Source organism: Qipengyuania sp. ABI-127-1 (assembly GCA_022953095.1).
Taxonomy (GTDB): Bacteria; Pseudomonadota; Alphaproteobacteria; order Sphingomonadales; family Sphingomonadaceae; genus Qipengyuania.
On record JALJCR010000001.1, the window covers coordinates 61,759 to 78,777 of the forward strand.

At 60.8% G+C, this 17,019-nt stretch carries 23 protein-coding genes; 13 read left to right on the plus strand and 10 right to left on the minus strand.

Going from position 1 to position 17,019, the window contains the following annotated elements:
• Window positions 1–40: 40 nt before the first annotated feature.
• Together mnmE and MUY37_RS00325 are read right to left on the minus strand one after the other, a co-directional pair.
• Entirely contained in the window at window positions 41–1,309 is a 1,269-nt protein-coding gene (gene mnmE, locus MUY37_RS00320; protein WP_499193496.1) for a tRNA uridine-5-carboxymethylaminomethyl(34) synthesis GTPase MnmE, read from the minus strand.
• A 15-nt stretch (window positions 1,310–1,324) separates the two neighbouring features.
• Window positions 1,325–1,588 (minus strand): DUF6489 family protein, encoded by a 264-nt coding sequence (locus tag MUY37_RS00325; RefSeq protein ID WP_499193497.1) that lies wholly within the window; start codon window positions 1,586–1,588, stop codon window positions 1,325–1,327.
• Window positions 1,589–1,687: 99 nt separating this feature from the next.
• Between MUY37_RS00325 and MUY37_RS00330 the strand changes: the two genes are divergently transcribed.
• Genes MUY37_RS00330 through MUY37_RS00340 form a run of 3 tightly spaced genes read left to right on the plus strand, consistent with a single transcriptional unit; the run spans window position 1,688 to window position 4,374 of the window.
• Complete coding sequence (locus MUY37_RS00330) at window positions 1,688–2,386, plus strand: dienelactone hydrolase family protein (RefSeq protein WP_499193498.1); 699 nt, start codon at window positions 1,688–1,690, stop codon at window positions 2,384–2,386.
• Window positions 2,387–2,389: 3 nt separating this feature from the next.
• Window positions 2,390–3,979 (plus strand): FMN-binding glutamate synthase family protein, encoded by a 1,590-nt coding sequence (locus MUY37_RS00335; RefSeq protein WP_499193499.1) that lies wholly within the window; start codon window positions 2,390–2,392, stop codon window positions 3,977–3,979.
• A complete protein-coding gene (locus MUY37_RS00340) occupies window positions 3,976–4,374 on the plus strand; it encodes a nuclear transport factor 2 family protein (protein WP_499193500.1) in 399 nt (132 codons plus the stop codon). The genes MUY37_RS00335 and MUY37_RS00340 overlap by 4 nt, the downstream gene beginning before the upstream one ends.
• Window positions 4,375–4,638: 264 nt before the next feature.
• Here the strand turns inward: MUY37_RS00340 and rho are convergent, their stop codons facing one another.
• From rho to hemE, 3 genes are all read right to left on the minus strand, one after another.
• Window positions 4,639–5,904, minus strand: coding sequence for a transcription termination factor Rho (rho, locus tag MUY37_RS00345; protein WP_499193501.1), 1,266 nt, complete (start codon window positions 5,902–5,904; stop codon window positions 4,639–4,641).
• A gap of 205 nt (window positions 5,905–6,109) precedes the next feature.
• Window positions 6,110–6,553, minus strand: coding sequence for a CopD family protein (locus tag MUY37_RS00350; protein ID WP_499193502.1), 444 nt, complete (start codon window positions 6,551–6,553; stop codon window positions 6,110–6,112).
• An 11-nt stretch (window positions 6,554–6,564) separates the two neighbouring features.
• Entirely contained in the window at window positions 6,565–7,611 is a 1,047-nt protein-coding gene (gene hemE / locus MUY37_RS00355) for a uroporphyrinogen decarboxylase (RefSeq protein ID WP_499193503.1), read from the minus strand.
• Between the two features lie 285 nt (window positions 7,612–7,896).
• Here hemE and MUY37_RS00360 point away from each other — a divergent pair, with 285 nt between their 5' ends.
• From MUY37_RS00360 to MUY37_RS00400, 9 genes are all read left to right on the plus strand, one after another.
• Window positions 7,897–8,775, plus strand: coding sequence for a pyruvate, water dikinase regulatory protein (locus MUY37_RS00360; protein ID WP_499193504.1), 879 nt, complete (start codon window positions 7,897–7,899; stop codon window positions 8,773–8,775).
• On the plus strand, window positions 8,772–9,377 hold the full coding sequence (locus MUY37_RS00365) for a Maf family protein (RefSeq protein ID WP_499193505.1): 606 nt from the start codon (window positions 8,772–8,774) through the stop codon (window positions 9,375–9,377). The genes MUY37_RS00360 and MUY37_RS00365 overlap by 4 nt, the downstream gene beginning before the upstream one ends.
• Entirely contained in the window at window positions 9,374–10,228 is an 855-nt protein-coding gene (gene aroE, locus MUY37_RS00370; protein ID WP_499193506.1) for a shikimate dehydrogenase, read from the plus strand. Before MUY37_RS00365 ends, aroE begins: the two co-directional genes overlap by 4 nt.
• Window positions 10,225–10,839: a dephospho-CoA kinase gene (gene coaE, locus MUY37_RS00375; protein ID WP_499193507.1), complete on the plus strand. Its 615-nt coding sequence runs from the start codon at window positions 10,225–10,227 to the stop codon at window positions 10,837–10,839. The genes aroE and coaE overlap by 4 nt, the downstream gene beginning before the upstream one ends.
• Window positions 10,840–10,880: 41 nt before the next feature.
• Complete coding sequence (dnaQ, locus tag MUY37_RS00380; RefSeq protein ID WP_499193508.1) at window positions 10,881–11,576, plus strand: DNA polymerase III subunit epsilon; 696 nt, start codon at window positions 10,881–10,883, stop codon at window positions 11,574–11,576.
• Window positions 11,577–11,654: 78 nt separating this feature from the next.
• The gene (gene hpf, locus MUY37_RS00385; protein ID WP_499193509.1) at window positions 11,655–12,224 is read left to right on the plus strand and encodes a ribosome hibernation-promoting factor, HPF/YfiA family; all 570 of its coding nucleotides are present in this window, start codon (window positions 11,655–11,657) and stop codon (window positions 12,222–12,224) included.
• Complete coding sequence (locus tag MUY37_RS00390; RefSeq protein WP_499193510.1) at window positions 12,193–12,705, plus strand: PaaI family thioesterase; 513 nt, start codon at window positions 12,193–12,195, stop codon at window positions 12,703–12,705. The genes hpf and MUY37_RS00390 overlap by 32 nt, the downstream gene beginning before the upstream one ends.
• A 5-nt stretch (window positions 12,706–12,710) precedes the next feature.
• The gene (locus MUY37_RS00395; RefSeq protein WP_499193511.1) at window positions 12,711–13,046 is read left to right on the plus strand and encodes a DUF1491 family protein; all 336 of its coding nucleotides are present in this window, start codon (window positions 12,711–12,713) and stop codon (window positions 13,044–13,046) included.
• A 201-nt stretch (window positions 13,047–13,247) separates the two neighbouring features.
• On the plus strand, window positions 13,248–13,907 hold the full coding sequence (locus MUY37_RS00400; protein WP_499193512.1) for a cell wall hydrolase: 660 nt from the start codon (window positions 13,248–13,250) through the stop codon (window positions 13,905–13,907).
• 72 nt (window positions 13,908–13,979) lie between these two features.
• On the opposite strand, the gene xth is transcribed toward MUY37_RS00400, so the two are convergent.
• From xth to MUY37_RS00415, 3 genes are all read right to left on the minus strand, one after another.
• On the minus strand, window positions 13,980–14,765 hold the full coding sequence (gene xth, locus MUY37_RS00405) for an exodeoxyribonuclease III (RefSeq protein WP_499193513.1): 786 nt from the start codon (window positions 14,763–14,765) through the stop codon (window positions 13,980–13,982).
• 167 nt (window positions 14,766–14,932) lie between these two features.
• Window positions 14,933–15,262, minus strand: coding sequence for a HesB/IscA family protein (locus MUY37_RS00410; protein WP_499193514.1), 330 nt, complete (start codon window positions 15,260–15,262; stop codon window positions 14,933–14,935).
• Between the two features lie 31 nt (window positions 15,263–15,293).
• Window positions 15,294–15,725: a CBS domain-containing protein gene (locus MUY37_RS00415; RefSeq protein ID WP_499193515.1), complete on the minus strand. Its 432-nt coding sequence runs from the start codon at window positions 15,723–15,725 to the stop codon at window positions 15,294–15,296.
• A 113-nt stretch (window positions 15,726–15,838) separates the two neighbouring features.
• On the opposite strand from MUY37_RS00415, the gene MUY37_RS00420 reads away from it, so the two are divergent.
• Complete coding sequence (locus tag MUY37_RS00420) at window positions 15,839–16,129, plus strand: hypothetical protein (protein WP_499193516.1); 291 nt, start codon at window positions 15,839–15,841, stop codon at window positions 16,127–16,129.
• Here MUY37_RS00420 and MUY37_RS00425 read toward each other — a convergent pair.
• The gene (locus tag MUY37_RS00425) at window positions 16,126–16,494 is read right to left on the minus strand and encodes a (2Fe-2S) ferredoxin domain-containing protein (RefSeq protein WP_499193517.1); all 369 of its coding nucleotides are present in this window, start codon (window positions 16,492–16,494) and stop codon (window positions 16,126–16,128) included. The genes MUY37_RS00420 and MUY37_RS00425 overlap by 4 nt on opposite strands.
• A gap of 23 nt (window positions 16,495–16,517) precedes the next feature.
• Window positions 16,518–16,967 (minus strand): DUF2497 domain-containing protein, encoded by a 450-nt coding sequence (locus tag MUY37_RS00430; protein ID WP_499193518.1) that lies wholly within the window; start codon window positions 16,965–16,967, stop codon window positions 16,518–16,520.
• Window positions 16,968–17,019 lie beyond the last annotated feature (52 nt).

A 17,019-nucleotide genomic window follows, 5' to 3' on the forward strand; every position in this document is an offset into this window, starting at 1 on the left:
CCGGGATTCACGTCAAAGGCGCATGTTTCACGTGAAACAACTATTTCCCGATACAAAATTTGCCGAAAAGCGTGTCGAGCATTTCCTCGGTCGACTCGCGACCAACCAGTCGATCGAGCGCGCGCCGCGCGGTCCGAAGATGTTCAGCGGCAAGCAGGAGGTCGTGGTCCGCTCTCACGGCGGAGAGGGCCTCGGCCGCGGTCAACGCCCACTCCCGCTGACGACGATTGAAAGCCAGTCTATCCACGGGGGGCAAAGCGGTGCGCCCCCGCTCAACCAAAAGCGCGGTCAATCGTTCGATCCCGGCACCAGTTACCGCTGAAACTTGTAAACCGTCACTTTCTGAGGGGCGCAGATCCGATTTGGAGTGCACGCAAATCGCGCCTTCGGGCGCGTCTGCCTCCTCACCCAACCACAGGACGATCTGCCCCGCCGAGACCTCGCGCCGGGCTCGCTCTATCCCGATCTCCTCGATGGCGCCCGCCCCGCTCTCCCGCATTCCCGCCGTATCCACGAGTACGAATGGAACTCCGCCAATCGCTACGGGGCGTTCGAGAACGTCGCGGGTTGTCCCCGCCTCGGCAGTGACGATCGCGGCATCGTCCGCCAACAATGCATTGAAAAGCGACGATTTCCCCGCATTGGGAGGACCCGCCAAAACGACCCGAATGCCATCCCGAAGGCGCTCGGTGGCAGGCTGGGCGGCGATGCCGCGGATCTCCGCAGCGAGATCTTCCAACCGGCGATAGAAGTCACCCGGCAGGCCGACAACATCGTCCTCGTCGGCGAAATCGATGACGGCCTCGACCGCAGCGGCGAAGCCAAGGACGCGTTCACGCCACCCCTCAATGCGGCGCGATAGCTCCCCTCCGACCGAGAGCATCGCTCCCCGCCTCTGCATTTCGGTTTCAGCTGAAAGCAAATCGGCGAGACCCTCCGCCTCGGCCAGATCGATCTTGCCATTGCCAAAAGCACGCCGCGTGAACTCTCCCGGTTCGGCCTCGCGCAATCCTAAGTAAGTCCCGAGTTCCTCAAGTATGGCCGCGATTACCGCTCTGCCCCCGTGGCAGTGAATCTCGGCCAGATCCTCACCAGTCACGGTCGCCGGACCGCGAAACCACAGGACCAAAGCCTGGTCGAGCGTATCGCCGACGCCATCGCGCAGGGTTCTCAGGCGCGGGGAACGTTCGGGAGGAAGGCCCCCGCTAAGCCGTTCGAGCGCCGCCCCGGCACCCGGCCCACTTATGCGGATAACACCGATCCCCGCAGGCGGCGCACCGCTCGACAGGGCATAGATCGTCTCGCTCATCGCGCCGTAATGGCCTCAATCTTCGTCGGAAGTCTTCTTCGCCGATGAGCTACGCGCTGCATTGGCGCCTTCCATGAAACTTTGAAAAAGTTTGAAACCGGCCTGCCCCATCGGTGCCAACTGCTTCGCATATTCCTGCAATTGGTCCGTGTTGTTCACACCCTTCATCGCCTTCGACATCATGTCGACATAGACGGCATTTGCCTTGCCCACATCGGGCAGCCCCATAAAGGTCCTTGCCTCTTCGGGCGTGCAATCGATTTCGATATGGACCTTCATCGCGCTTCCTCCGTTATGGCTTGCGAGACCCTATTTGGGTCTGCAATGCGCGTCATGCAAGCATAAGACACCATTCGAAGCGAGCGAGGCACCAATCCCATGACCGAAACCGTCACCATCCCCACACTGTCTGGCACGGAAGAATTCACCGCTTACGTCGCAAGGCCCACCGAGCGTCCCAAGGCCGCGATTCTCGTCATCCAGGAGATCTTTGGGGTCAATGCGGGCATCCGGCGCAAGTGCGACAAGCTCGCGGAAGAGGGTTATCTCGCGATCGCTCCCGACCTGTTCTGGCGGCTAGAACCCGGAGTCGAGCTCGATCCTGATATCGAACCCGAATTTCAGCGCGCACTCGATCTGATGGGCCGCTTCAATCAGGATCAGGGAATTCGGGATATCGAAGCCACCATCCATTACATCAGGCGTGAGGAAAGCATTCCCAAGGTTGGTTGCGTTGGTTACTGCCTGGGTGGACGTCTCGCTTTCATGACCGCCGCCCGCACCGATATCGATGCAAGTGTCGGCTATTATGGCGTCGGTATCGACGGCCTTCTCGGTGAAAAGCATGCAATCGCGAATCCGCTCATGCTGCACATTCCCACAGAGGACGGTTTCGTCGACAAGAATACGCAAAAGGCCATGCATGAAGGCCTGGACGACCACCCGAAGGTCACGCTGCACGATTATGAAGGGCTCGATCACGGTTTCGCCACCGAATTCGGCAAGCGCCGATCCGAGGACGCCGCGCAATTGGCAGACAGCAGAACCGCTGAGTTTTTCGCCCGGCATCTCGGCTGACGCGTGGAGCATATCCCCTTTCGGTATGTCGTGCCCGCCGGCCTGCTCGCGCTGGGCGGGCTCGCTTGGTGGTGGGAACCGGCGCGCTGGACGCTATGGCTCCTAATTCCGCTTGTCATCCTGGCGCTCTGGGATTTTCTACAGCACGAACATACACTTAGGAGAAATTACCCGATCCTCGCGCGGATTCGCTGGTTGATGGAGGACCTGCGCCCCTTCGCACAAGCCTATATCGTAGAGGACGATCTCGATGGTCGTCCTTTCAGCCATCAGGCGCGAGCGCTCGTCTATGCCCGGGCAAAGGGCGACCTCGATTCTCATCCGATGGGAACCGAGCTCGATGTCTATTCCGATGAATATGAATGGCTCAGCCACTCAATCGCACCGAAACAGGATGCACCCGATCATTGGCGCGTCACCGTGGGCGACGGCACCTGTGCCAAACCCTATTCCGCCGCCCTGCTGAATATCTCGGCAATGAGCTTCGGTTCGCTTTCCGCGCGCGCGATTGAAGCTCTCAACGCGGGCGCCGCCCTTGGCGGGTTTGCGCACAATACCGGCGAAGGCTCGATCAGCCGCTATCACCGTTCCCCCGGCGGCGATCTCATCTGGGAGCTGGGCAGCGGCTATTTCGGCGCGCGCCGGTCCGACGGGCATTTCGATCCGGACCAGTTTCGGGACAATGCCTCCAGCGATCAGGTGAAGATGATCGAAATCAAGCTGAGCCAGGGTGCCAAGCCGGGGCATGGCGGTGTGCTGCCGGGCGCCAAGGTGACCGAAGAGATCGCAGAGGCGCGCGGCGTGCCCGTGGGTGAGACGGTGATTTCGCCGGCGGCCCATCCGGCCTTCTCGACACCGGTTCAATTGCTCGAATGGCTCACCTCTCTGCGCGATCTATCGGGTGGCAAGCCGGTGGGCATCAAGTTGTGTGTCGGGCAGCCGCACGAACTCTTCGCGCTTGGCAAAGCGATGTTGGAAACCGGCTTGCATCCCGATTTCATTACCGTCGATGGCGCCGAAGGAGGAACGGGCGCGGCACCGCTCGAATTATCCAACTCGGTGGGCATGCCCTTGCGCGAGGGGCAAATCATGGTGCGCAACATGCTCGTGGGGCTGGCGCTCAAGGACAAGGTAAAGATCGCCGCTTCGGGCAAATTGCATTCGGGCGCGCAACTCGCCAAAGCCTTCGCGCTCGGTGCCGATTGGTGCAACGCCGCCCGGCCCTTTATGTTCGCCCTGGGCTGCGTACAGTCGATGAACTGCCATAAGGGAACTTGCCCCACCGGCATCGCCACCCAGGACGCATGGCGGCAACGCGGCCTGGTGGTAGAGGAGAAGGCTCCACGTATCGCGCGCTTCCAGCAGCAGACGCTCCACTCGCTCCGCGAAATCGTGGTGGCCATGGGGCTCGCCAGTCCTTGGGAAATCGACCCGCACGATATGCGCGAACGGTTGAACGGAGCGCGCTCCGATGCCATCGACCGTATCTACACCTTCCTCGAGCCGGGTCAGCTGCTCGAGGATGCCGACGCGACACCCTATGCCCGGCACTGGCATGCCGCCCGGGCGGACACTTTCCGGAGAGCAGAATGAGCGCAGAGCTAGGCTTGAAACGCTGGCACGAAGTGATCGAAAACGGCAGCTGTGCCGAAGAGCTCTCTGCCATCATCCGTGACGACGCCGTATTCCATTCGCCCGTCGTGCATACCCCTCAGGTCGGCCGTCCCATCGTAGTCGCCTATCTTTCCGCCGCCGGAAATACACTCGGCAATGACAGCTTCGAATATGTCCGCGAACTCATCGACGGTGATAACGCCATGCTCGAATTCACGACCGAGATGGACGGCATTCACGTCAACGGTATCGACCTCATCCGTTTCGACGCGGACGGCATGATCGTCGATTTTAAGGTGATGGTGCGCCCACTGAAGGCAGTCAACAAAGTGTGGGAGCAGATGGCCGCGATGTTGGAGAAGATGAAAGGCTGATTGGCCTTCCCTGTGCCTTCTCCTCGGCGGCATGGTCGAATGGAATGCAGGGCAGCAATCCAGGACAGATAGCCACTGCCTGCATTCAGCCGCATCGCCAATGCACCGAGCACCGACGATTACATCCTGTCCTCGCGTAGCTGGTTGAGCACCACGTCCGCTCCGATCCAGATCGGGGAGCACTGCCTTCGGTCCCACCTGCTGTAGCCGCATGCCCAAAGAGCCGAAGGATATCAGCATCTTTCAACATGCGGGACCGAGACGTTACTGATTCATCGTCGCGAAGAAATCTTCGTTGGTCTTGGAATCCTTCATCTTGTCGAGCAGGAATTCCATCGCATCGATTGTGCCCATCTGCATGAGAATCCGGCGCAAGACCCACATTTTCGAAAGCTTGTCCTTCTCGACAAGGAGCTCTTCCTTGCGCGTCCCGCTCTTGCCGACATCGAGCGCCGGGAAGATGCGCTTGTCCGCAACCTTGCGGTCGAGCACGATTTCGCTGTTGCCCGTGCCCTTGAACTCTTCGAAGATGACCTCGTCCATACGGCTGCCGGTATCGATCAGCGCGGTCGCGATGATCGAAAGTGATCCGCCCTCTTCGATATTGCGGGCCGCGCCGAAGAAGCGCTTGGGGCGCTGCAATGCGTTTGCGTCGACACCGCCGGTCAGCACTTTGCCCGAGCTGGGCACGACCGTGTTGTAGGCACGACCGAGACGCGTGATCGAGTCGAGCAGGATAACCACATCGTGCTTGTGTTCGACGAGGCGCTTGGCCTTCTCGATGACCATTTCGGCAACCTGGACGTGCCGGTTTGCAGGCTCGTCGAACGTGGAGGAAATCACTTCGCCCTTCACGCTGCGCTGCATGTCGGTGACTTCTTCCGGACGCTCGTCGACGAGCAAGACCAGCAGGAAGACTTCCGGGTGATTATCCGTGATCGCTTTGGCGATGTTCTGCAGCAGCACGGTCTTACCGGTGCGCGGCGGCGCGACGATCAGCGCACGCTGGCCCTTGCCCTGCGGCGAGATGATATCGATCACGCGCGCCGACTTGTCCTTGACCGTCGGATCGAGCGTGTCGAGCGTGAGCTTTTCTTCCGGATAGAGCGGCGTGAGGTTGTCGAAATTGGTGCGATGGCGAACCGCGTCGGGATCGTCGAAATTGACCTTGTACAGTTCGGTCAGCGCAAAATAGCGCTCGCCCTCCTGCGGGGCACGGATTTCCCCTTCGACCGTATCGCCGGTGCGCAGGCCCCATTTGCGGACCTGATTGGGAGAGACATAGATGTCGTCGGGTCCGGCGAGATAGTTCGCTTCCGGGCTGCGCAAAAATCCAAAGCCATCCTGCAGCACCTCGATGGTGCCGATGCCCATGATCTTTTCTTCGTAATCGTCGTCCTCTGCCAGTTCGCGCAGAATGCAGAACATCAGGTCCTGCCGGCGCATGGTAGAGGCACCTTCGACACCCAGCTCCTCGGCCATCGCGACCAGGTCTGCCGGAGTTTTTTCTTTCAAATCCTTGAGATGCATGTGTTTTACTCGGTATTCTCAGTTTGGGTGTCCGACGGGTCGGTATGGGCTTGGAGAAAGCGGACCCGGCCTCGTGCGAATGCGAGACCTGTAGCCGGGAGATGGGAGTGCAGTTACGCCCGCGCCGAATGGGCGTCAATCGGCAAAGCGATATAGCGGTCCCTCACGGGCTCCAAACGAGCAAGGAATATCGCACAGACGCGGGTCAGAATGGCTTGACGACCACCAGCACCACGATGATGGCCAGCGCGATCCCCGGAAATTCCCCCCAGATACGCAATTGCTTCTCGGTCATCGGTCGTTCGCCCGCGATCATTTTCTTCGCCCGCGCAACCATGATGCCGTGAAAGGCCGTCAGGAGCACGACAAAGAGCAATTTCGCGTGGAACCAGCCCTGGTCCCAGGCGCCGATCGCCATCGCCAGGAGCAGGCCCAAGACCCAGACCACAATCAGGCTGGGTGTCAGGATGACCTTGCGAAGCAGCCCCATCCGCTTCCCCCACAGGGCGGACGCTTCGGATCCCTCGGAGGCAGGGTGGAGATAAATCATCTGCCGTGGCAGCATGAACAATCCCGCCATCCAGAACACCATGAAAATGATGTGGCCGGCTTTGAGCCAGAAATAGGTCATCGCGAGAACATCTTGCATCGCACTGTCATCTAGGGACGGCTCTCGCTTCCGTCACCCTCGAAATCGCGAACGACCGCAATCAATCGCTCGACATGCTCGATCGGGGTGCGGCGATCGATACCGTGCCCGAGGTTGAAGACATGCGGTCGGTCGGCAAATGCCTCCAGGATGAAGCGCGCGCGGCTTTCCAGGCCTGCGCTTCCCGCAAGCAGCAGCAAGGGATCGAAATTGCCCTGTACCGGCATGCCCGCAGGCAATTCGCGCGCGACCCATTTCGGATCGAGTGTCTCGTCGACGCCTACCGCCTGAACGCCGGTCTCGCGCGCATAGGCTGGCAGTTTTTCGCCCGCCCCCTTCGGGAATCCGATGATTGGCGTTGCCGGGTGGCGCCTGCGCAGTTCGGCAACGATTTTCGCATTCGGAGCGATAACCAACCGCTCGAACTCATCGGGAGCAAGGCTGCCCGCCCAGCTATCGAACAGTTGCACCGCTTCCGCACCGGCTTCGATCTGGCCGGAAAGATAATCGATGGTTTCGGATACGATCCGCTCGAGTATCGCATCGAGCTTGGCCGGGTCGCGATAGGCCAGCGCGCGCGCCTCGTGCTGGTCACGGCTACCCTCGCCGGCCACCATATATGTCGCCACGGTCCAGGGGCTGCCGGCAAAGCCCAGCATCGTCACCCCTTCGGGCAGGCGCCGACGACAGAGGCGTACCGTCTCGTAGATCGCTTCATAGCGCGAGGGATCGGGAGTCAGGCCTTCCAGCGCTGCATCGACAAGCGGCGGCGAGAGCTTGGGACCTTCGCCAGCAAGGAACTCCAGATGCTGGCCGATGGCATGCGGCACGATGAGGATGTCGGAAAACAGGATCGCCCCGTCGAAGCCGAACCGGTCGATGGGCTGCAAGGTGATCTCGCAGGCCGCCTCGCTATCATAGGCCATGGCGAGAAAACCGCCCTTTTCGGCGCGCAAAGCCCGATATTCGGGAAGGTAGCGACCGGCCTGGCGCATGAGCCAGAGAGGGACGCGTGCCCCCCGTTTGCCATTCAACGTGTCGAGAAGGAGACCGGGCATCGATGAGTCCAATCCAATAAATAATAGTATTTATATAGAGGTAGAAGGAGTCTGTTGGCCCTGTGGATTTCAGGGATAAGCGGCCCCTGCCCGATTTCTCCGGCGCTGCAAAGGGTGGAGCGGCAAATCCGACTCGCCAGCCTCCTTGAGTCGAGTCAAACTTATCCTCGCTGTCCTCACCCCTGCGTACAACTTCCATTTGCTGTGCGGGAATCGGCCCGCGAAGGACTCGTTTCGGGGAGGGTTTTTGTTCCCGAACTTGTCGCCAGCTTTCTCCCGTGGTTTATGCCTCGCGTTCTCCACAGGCCCCAGGGTACCGAAATCTCCAACCGGATTCATCTCCACCTGCTGTCCGATTCCACCGGCGAGACGCTCGAAATGCTTGCGAAGGCAGCGCTTGCACAGTTCGAGGATGCCGACGTGGTGCGGCATTTCTGGCCCATGGTCCGCAGCCACCAGCATCTCGAACGCATATTGCCCGAACTCAAGGCCAATCCCGGTCTGGTGCTGTTCACCCTGGTCAATCCCGAAACGCGCGAACGGTTGGAACAAGCGTGTACGCAGTCGGGCCTTCCCGCGGTACCGATCCTCGATCGCGTGACCGAAGCGCTGGAAAAGGCGCTCGGCCAGGAAGCGCATGGGCGTCCCGGTCGGCAACACGCCATGGATCAGGCCTATTTCAACCGGGTCGAAGCAATCCAGTTCACCATTGCGCATGACGACGGTATCGGTTGGGAAGACTGGGAAGAAGCGGATATCCTGCTCGCGGGGGTTTCGCGCAGTTCCAAGACGCCGACCAGCATCTATCTTGCCAATCGCGGCTACAAGGTGGCCAATATACCTCTGGTTGTCGAAAGTCCCCCACCTTCCAAACTGTTCGAGCTCAAACATCCGATGGTGGTCGGTCTGACCACGGCGCCCGAACGCCTCGTACAGATCCGGCGAAATCGGCTGCTGACGCTCAATGAAGAGCGTCAGACCGATTACGTCGATAACGAGCGTGTAAAGGACGAGCTCAAATTCGCCCGGCGGATGTTTGCCGACAATGGTTGGGCGGTAATCGACGTGACACGCCGCTCGATCGAGGAGACCGCTGCCGCCGTGATCCGCCTCTATAACGAACGAAAGGCGCGCGGAACGCGTCAGGGAGCCAAACCGATATGACACGGATTACAGGGAGCGGTTTGATCCTTGCCTCCAACAGCGCCTCTCGCAAGGCGATGCTGGAGGCGGCGGGTATCGCTTTCACGGCAAGCGGCGCGGATGTCGATGAACGCGCCCTCGAATCCGAAATGGATGGAGCCGATCCCGGGGAAATCGCGCAGGCGCTGGCCGCGGCCAAGGCTGCGGCGGTCTCCGACGGGCAGCCCGATGCTCTGGTGCTGGGGTCGGATTCTCTGGTCGAGGTCGATGGCAGACGGTTCGATAAACCTACCAGCCGGGAAAGTGCGGCGGAGCATTTGCGGTTCTTTTCCGGCAAGGTCATGACCTTGCACAGCGCCGCGGCGCTTGCGCGTGACGGCCAGATCCTCTGGATCGGCTCCGATTTCGCGCGTTTGCGGGTGCGTGACCTGTCGGACGATTTCATCGCCGCCTATCTCGATGCGGAATGGCCCGTAGTGAGCTATTGTGTCGGTGTATTCCGGATCGAAGGGCCGGGCGTACAGCTTTTCGATAGCATTGTGGGTGATCAGTTCACCGTGCTGGGTATGCCCTTATTGCAGGTTCTGGACGCCTTGCGGGGGCAAGGTGCGTTGCTGTCGTGACTCGATATGCCGAAGTGATCGGCGATCCGATCCGTCAGTCGAAATCCCCCGCGATCCATGGATTCTGGATAGAGAAGCTCGGTCTCGCGGCTGAATATCGCGCGCAGCATGTCGAATCCGCCGCGCTCGAGGATTTCATCGCCGAACGACGCGGCGATGCGGACTGGCGCGGTTGCAATGTCACCATGCCGCACAAGCAGGCGATCATGCCGCTCATGGACCGGCTGGAACCGCTCGCCAAACGTGTCGGAGCGGTCAACACGGTGGTAAAAGCGTCCGATGGCAAGCTGGTCGGGCGGAACACCGATGTCGCAGGATTTCTGGAACCGCTCTCGGTTCGCCTGCGCACCAAGCACTATTTCCGCATGGCTCGCGTGATCGGAACCGGCGGCGCGGCCCGGGCCATCGTGGCCGGATTGGCCGGAGAGGGGTTCACACTGGTTCTTGCGGGCCGAAACCCGGACAAGGCGCGAGCTTTGCTCGACGAGCTGGATCCGAGGGGGGAACACCATGCCGCTCCGCTAAGCCATTTTGTCGACGCCACCGATTTCGCCTTCGATGACCGGGAGGGATGCTGCGATCTCGTCGTCAACGCCTCCCCGCTCGGCATGCGCGGGCAACCCCCCCTCGCCTTTGACTGGTCCCACGCTCCGCCTGGTTCGATCGCTTACGATATCGTCACCGATCCGGTGGAAACCGAGTTCCTGCGCAAGGCGCGCGAGGCCGGCTTCGAAACCATAGACGGTCTCGCCATGCTGATCGGCCAGGCCGCCGCGGCGTTCACCCATTTCTTCGGTGTCGAACCGCCACGAGATCATGATGCGGAACTGCGCGAAAGGCTGATAACGTGACTCGCCCGCTGATTATCGGCCTGACCGGGTCCATCGGCATGGGCAAATCCACCGTGGCCGCCATGTTCGAAGCGGCGGGTGTTCCGGTGTTCGATGCCGACGCGGAGGTCCGCGCCATGCAGGGGCCGGGGGGCGCATTGGTCCCGGCCATCGAAAAGGCCTTTCCCGGAAGCACAGACGAAAACGGCGTTGCGCGAGACAAGCTCGGGGCACTGGTGTTCGGCGATTCGGAAAAGCTCGCCCGGCTCGAGGCGATCGTCCATCCTGCCGTCGCGGCAAGGCGGGAAGCATTCCTGATCGAGCATGTCGGCGCGCCGATGGTGGTTTTCGATATCCCCCTATTGTTCGAAAAGGGCGGTGCCGAAGCGGTCGATCAGGTGATCGTCGTTTCTGCGCCCGCTGAAACGCAGCGCATGCGGGTTCTCGCCCGCCCCGGCATGACCGAGGAAAAGTTCGCCCACATACTCGAACTCCAGGTCCCCGATTCGCAAAAACGCGCCCGCGCCGATCATGTGATCGACACCGGAACGACATTGGAAAAAACCGAAGACGCCGTGATCGCCCTGATCACCGAATTGGGCGATTCCTACTCCGCTCGCCAAGCACCGTAACCCTCTTGTAATCTTGTTCAGCGAAGCCGATAGAAGACTCGATGCGTGAAATCGTGTTCGATACCGAGACCACCGGACTCGATCCCAAGACGGGGGACCGGATGGTCGAGATCGGCTGCATCGAGCTGGTCAATCTCGTGCCGACCGGTGAAAGCTACCACGCCTATTTCAATCCCGAGCGTGACATGCCTGCTGGCGCCGAGGCCGTGCATGGTCTGTCGTCGGCGTTCCTGTCCGACAAGCCGTTGTTTGGCGATCTGGCCGACGAAGTCCTCGACTTCATCGGGGATTCCCCTTTGGTCGCCCACAATGCCGGGTTCGACTTCGGCTTTCTCAATGCCGAACTGACGCTCATCGAGAAGGAGCCGGTCTGCACCACAAGAATGGTGGATACCGTGGCCCTGGCGCGTAAGCGGCACCCCGGCGCGAAGCTGTCGCTCGATGCGCTGTGTTCGCGTTACGGAGTCGATCGGAGCCACCGGGTAAAGCATGGAGCGCTGCTCGATGCCGAATTGCTGGCGCAGGTTTATGTCGAGCTCAGGGGCGGTCGCCAGATCGGTCTCGAACTCGCGGCAGAGGCGGCTGCGGCACATACTTCCCGGCCGGTCGAAATCTCGGCAGTGCGTAAGGCGCCTGCGGGTCCCCGGCGCGAACCGCGTCGGCATGTTCCGAGCGAGGCCGAACTGGCGCGGCACAGGAGCTTTCTGGCCGGGATAGAGAACCCTTTATGGGGCTAGATCGCGGGCCATCGGGAACCGGCGAAGGGGCCGGGGATTTGGGATCGCTCGAGGGACGGTAAAGGAGAAAACGACAAGATGGATATTCGTGTTTCCGGCCACCAGATCGATACCGGCGCAGCCTTGCAGGAGCATGTCGGCGATCGTTTGAACTCCATCGTCGAGAAATATTTCAACCGTGCGATTTCCTCGCATGTCACGTTCGGCAAGGGGCCTGGAGGCTCCTTCACGTCGGATATCGTGACTCATGTGATGCAGGGCCTGATTCTCAAGGGCCATGCCGAGGCGCATGACGTCCATCAGGCGTTCGACGCGGCGGCAGGCAAGATCGAAAAGCAGCTACGCCGGTATAAGCGCCGCATCCAGGACCGTCACAAGCAGACCGCGCAAGCGGTTCGGGAAGAAGAGGCTGCCTATACGATCCTTGCTGCGCCGGAACCCGACAATGACGAAGAGATCACCGCCGACAGCCCGCCGGTCATCGCCGAGACCAAGGCGATCATTCCCGAATGCAGCGTTGCGGATGCCGTGATGATGCTGGACCTGCAAAACGCCAATGGCCTGCTGTTCAAGAATGCGGGTAGCGGCGAACACAATATGGTCTATCGGCGCCACGATGGCTCGATTGGCTGGGTCGAGCCGCGCTGAGGGAGACCGCATCACCGTGACCGGGGCTGCAACCAGCGGGGCACAGCGCCATTATCGCGCGCTTGAAAGCCTCTATGCATCGGCGCCGGTCAATGCGCTGTTTTCCTCACGGCTCGAGATAACCGGCGAAGGTACGGCGCGGATCACCTTCGACGTTACGGAAGAGGTCTATCACGCGGCGGGGGCGGCGCATGGCACGATCTATTTCAAGATGCTCGACGATGCCGGATTCTACGCCGCCAACACCTTCGTTACCGACCGTTTCCTGCTGACGACTTCTTTCAACCTACATTTTACCAAACCTGTACGGGTGGGCGAAGTCGTGGCCGAGGGGCGCTGGGTGAGTGGGCGCAAGCGCGTGTTTGTCGCCGAATCGCGGCTGGTCGACGCCGAAGGTGACGAAATCGGCCGAGGAACCGGCACATTCATGCGCTCGCACATCCCCTTGTCGAGCCTGCCTGGCTATCTGGCAAATCCCTGATCCATATGGATGAACGTCTGCCTGCCCATATCGAGGTTTCCGGTCTGATCAGAGCGGTGGAGGCTGCAGGGGGCTTCGGAATGGTGCTGCAAAAAGGCGAGAAAGATGCAGGAGTCATTCTGATATTGACCACACATAGTGGCAAAAATACCCGCCTGTGGGAGCGCATGCCCCAGCTCGACGGGTCCCGGCGCTTCATATGTACGCGTGAGCAAGGTTCTGAAAATCTGAGAGAATTTGACGAGTATGTAGCAAAACGGCGAGCTTCCGACCCGGATTGCTGGGTCATCGAGCTAGACGTCGAAAATGCCGAACGCTTCGTCGCAAGCGCGGTCGATTGACTTGACTTGATTTCAGTTGCGACTATTTGGCCGCCAACTTCGATGCGCAGGCGGCGTAGGACGGCAATGGGGTCGGTACGCTAGCACGCAGACGGGGGGTGGCCGGCAGGCCCGTTAACGGATCCGCCATCAAGGACGCAATCAACGCGCCATGGGTCCCAGCCTGCGACAGACCGCCAACCGCTTAGTTGTCTGCCAATAATGATTCGCAAGTTCACTGGTTTCACCGCGCTTGTCGCGGCGATTGCCCTTACGACGTTTGCCGGAGCGGAAGGTTCCGGCGCCAACGCCCAGGTTGCGGCGCAAGCAACCGAAACAGCTACCACCGAAGCCCCCCTCACCGAGGAAGTGGTGCCGGTATTCGTTGAAAACGAGGTGGTACAGGAGCTTCCCGCCCAGGCGGAAGCCGAATCCGAGAATTCCGCCGATGACGTGCCGCAGGCCGATAGCCTGCGTGCCCTTATCGATGCCATGCCCGCTGCGGGGCAGTTGTCCGAAGAACTGCATTGCCTCGCCGGTGCGGTCTATTTCGAATCGCGCGGCGAACCGCTTGAAGGCCAGCTCGCCGTCGCCAAGGTAATTATGAACCGCGCCGAAGATCGCCGTTGGCCCTCAAGCTACTGCGCCGTCGTGTATCAGCGGTCTCAGTTCTCCTTCGTCAAGAACGGCCGCATGCCGCGCATCAAGACAGGTTCAGCCGCATGGAAGCGCGCGCAGGCCATTGCGCGTATCGCCCATCGCGGCCTGTGGGACAGCAGCGCGGACGATGCAGTGTATTTCCATGCGAAATATGTGCGCCCCGGCTGGAGCCGCCGCAAGGTAGCCGTGGCGACGATCGATACCCACGTCTTCTATCGCTGAGAGCGAGCTTCGCTTACGGATGAAGGGGCTGCCGCTTGCGCGGTGGCCCCTTCTTCTTGAGCTACGTCAGCGTCAGTCTCGCAAGTCGACCCATACCGGCGCGTGATCGCTGGCTTTCTCGCGTCCGCGATATTCCCTGTCGACACCCGCCGCATTCATCCGGTCGGCCAATTCGGGCGACAGCAGAAGGTGGTCGATCCGGAAACCATGATCGCGCTGCCAGGCGCCCGCCTGATAGTCCCAATAGGTCCACACGCCGCCCCGCAGGTTGAGCGTATCGATCGCATCCGTCCATCCATCGGCGAGTATCCGCGCATAGGCATCGCGCGATTCAGGCTGCATCAGCGCGTCCGAGGCCATCGCGCGGACCGACCACACATCCTTGTCTTCGGGGATGACGTTGAAATCCCCCAGCACCACCGCCGGAACCTGCTCTTCCCAGATAGCGCGCAATCTCGTGCGTAATTTCTCCATCCAGGCCAGCTTGTAATCGAATTTCGGCCCGGGCTGCGGATTGCCATTGGGCAGGTAGAGATTGCAAATGCGCAGGCCCTTCACGTCCGCTTCGAGATAGCGGGCCTGTTCGCCCTCTCCATCCTTCGGTCCGTCAATGCCCAGGCCGCGCTGAATCTCCACCGGCTTTTCGCCATCGGCAAGGATAGCGACGCCATTGAAACTCTTCTGGCCATGCCAGATCGCCCGGTAGCCGATGCTTTCGAATTCTTCGGCCGGGAAGCCCTCATCCATTGTCTTGATTTCCTGCAGGCAGGCGACGGTGGGGCGGGTTTCCTCGAGCCATTCCTTCAGGCGCGGCAAACGGGCCTTGATCCCATTGATATTGAAACTGGCGATACGCATGGCGTGGGTCTTATGGCGTCGCCCCGGCCTTGGCTAGCATCAAGGCCGACACGCGGGTTCCGCGCGTTCCGCGCGTTCCCCTCGCCAAGCGGCGGCCGGGCTGCGCAAGCGAATGCGCCGCGGCGCCGGGGAAGCGTGCAACCCCTTCCGAACAGGCGGGCAGGACCTTAAATCCCGAAACTGGACCCACAGCCGCAACCGGCGGCGGCTTGCGGATTTTCGACCTTGAAAGCCGCCCCGCCGAGCGACTCGACGAAATCGACCGTGCTTCCGGCGACAAGGTCCATGCTGACTGCGTCGACGACCAGTTTCACACCGTCGTTTTCGCTCACCGAATCGTCGCTTTCGGGCGACTCCGCGAGGTCGAATTTGTATTGGAAACCGGAACACCCGCCCCCTTCGACCGACAGGCGCAATATTGCGGGCTTGGCCTGCTTTTCGGCGATCGCGGCAATGCGGGCCGCAGCGGCATCGGTCAGTGTCGGGGCGGTGGTCATGAGCTGGATGTAGGGAGCGCTGCGGCCGGTCTCAAGCGGTCTGGATATATTCGCGCATCGCTTCCGCCTCGTGCTGGATCTCGTCGAGCCGAGCCTTGACGAGGTCGCCAATCGAAATGAAGCCGCACATCTCGCCTCCATCGACGACCGGAAGGTGGCGAATGCGGCGGCGTGTCATCAAGGCGAGCGCTTCGAGCACCGGCGTATCGCGGTTCACGGTGATCGCCGGCGCGGTCATCACGTCGCCAAGCGGTCTGGAAAGGCATGCATCGCCTTCTTCGGCAAGGCGGTAGATTACGTCGCGTTCGGAAAAGATGCCGACCACCTTCCCGTGTTCGGTTACGGGAATGGCGCCGATCCTTTTCGAAGCCAGAAGAGCGATGGCTTCGCGGACCGGTATGTCCAACGCACAGGAAATGATGTCCGAACTCGTGCGCCCTTCGATCAACCTGCGGATTTCCATACGCCTTATCCTCCTGTGATGAAGGTGTCAGAATGCCATCTCCGACCCGAAAAAGCGAATCGGATTGCGGGAAGCGTTGATTATCATGCCGGTGCGCGCCATGTGGCTTGCCGATGACGCACAAATCCCTCCTCGACGACCCGGAAAGCGCGGCCTTTGCCTGGGCTCGCTTCAGGCGCATCATGCGCTTCATGTTCCTGCTGACCGTCGGGATCGTGGCGATCGCGATGGCGCTGCTTTACAAATTTGGCGACGAAGAGGTGTCGATTCACTTCTACATCGCCACTGCGCTCGGCGTTGGCTTCACCATGTTGCTCACCAGCGCGCTGATGGGGCTCGTATTTCTGTCTTCAGGTACGGGGCATGACGAATCGATCGAGGAACCGCTCAAGAAAAACGATTAGTCGCCCGGCCTGAGCCGGTATTCCTCGACCGGCACGCCGCCGATCAGATGGCGCTGGATGATCGCCTCGAGCACTTCGGGCGTGCATGAATGATACCAGACATTATCCGGCCAGACGACGGCGATGGGGCCTGAATCGCAGATTTGCAGGCAATCCGCCTTGGTGCGCTGAACCGTTCCTCCCCTACCCGCCAGACCCAGTTCCTTGAGCCGCCGCTTCAGATAGTTCCAGGCCTCTTTCCCATCGGCGCGGTTACAGCATTTCTGCTTTTCCGACAGGGCGCAAAGGAATATCTGGCGTTCCGCGCGCGCACCGCCCGTCTTGGCCAGCGCTTGTTCGGCCTTGCGCAGCGATTTGGGCTTCACGGTCAAGGTGTTCGAATGCGCGCCTAGCTGCGCTTGCCGGCGATCCGGGATATCTCGGCCTTGACCAGCTCTTCGACCATTCCGGGAAGATTATCGTCGAGCCATTGCGCAAGCATCGGACGCAGCATCTCGCGAACCAGGCCTTCGAGCGAGGTTTCCCCCGAGCGCACGATTTGTGGTTGCTTGCCCGGTTCGGCCAGCATTGCGAGCGCGGCGAAGTTCTGCCGCATAGCTTCGCGTGTATCGCCCCGGGTCAGCGCGTCTTCGCCGCTATCCCCATCGTCGAGAGCGGTTTCTTCCGGCAGCTCGAACACTTCTTCCGTCTCGCCGGAAGCGGCCGGTTCGGTTGCTTTTTCAGCGGGTGCTGCGCGCTTGCGCCGTTCGAGGATCGCGCCTTCGCGATTGTCGCGTGCGATGACCTTCTTGATTGAGTCGAGAATTTCTTCGACCGAGGGTTCACCCGGTTGCTGCATCGTCTCTCAAGCCCCTGCTGGCGAATCGGTACGTTCCGATTCGGTATATTCT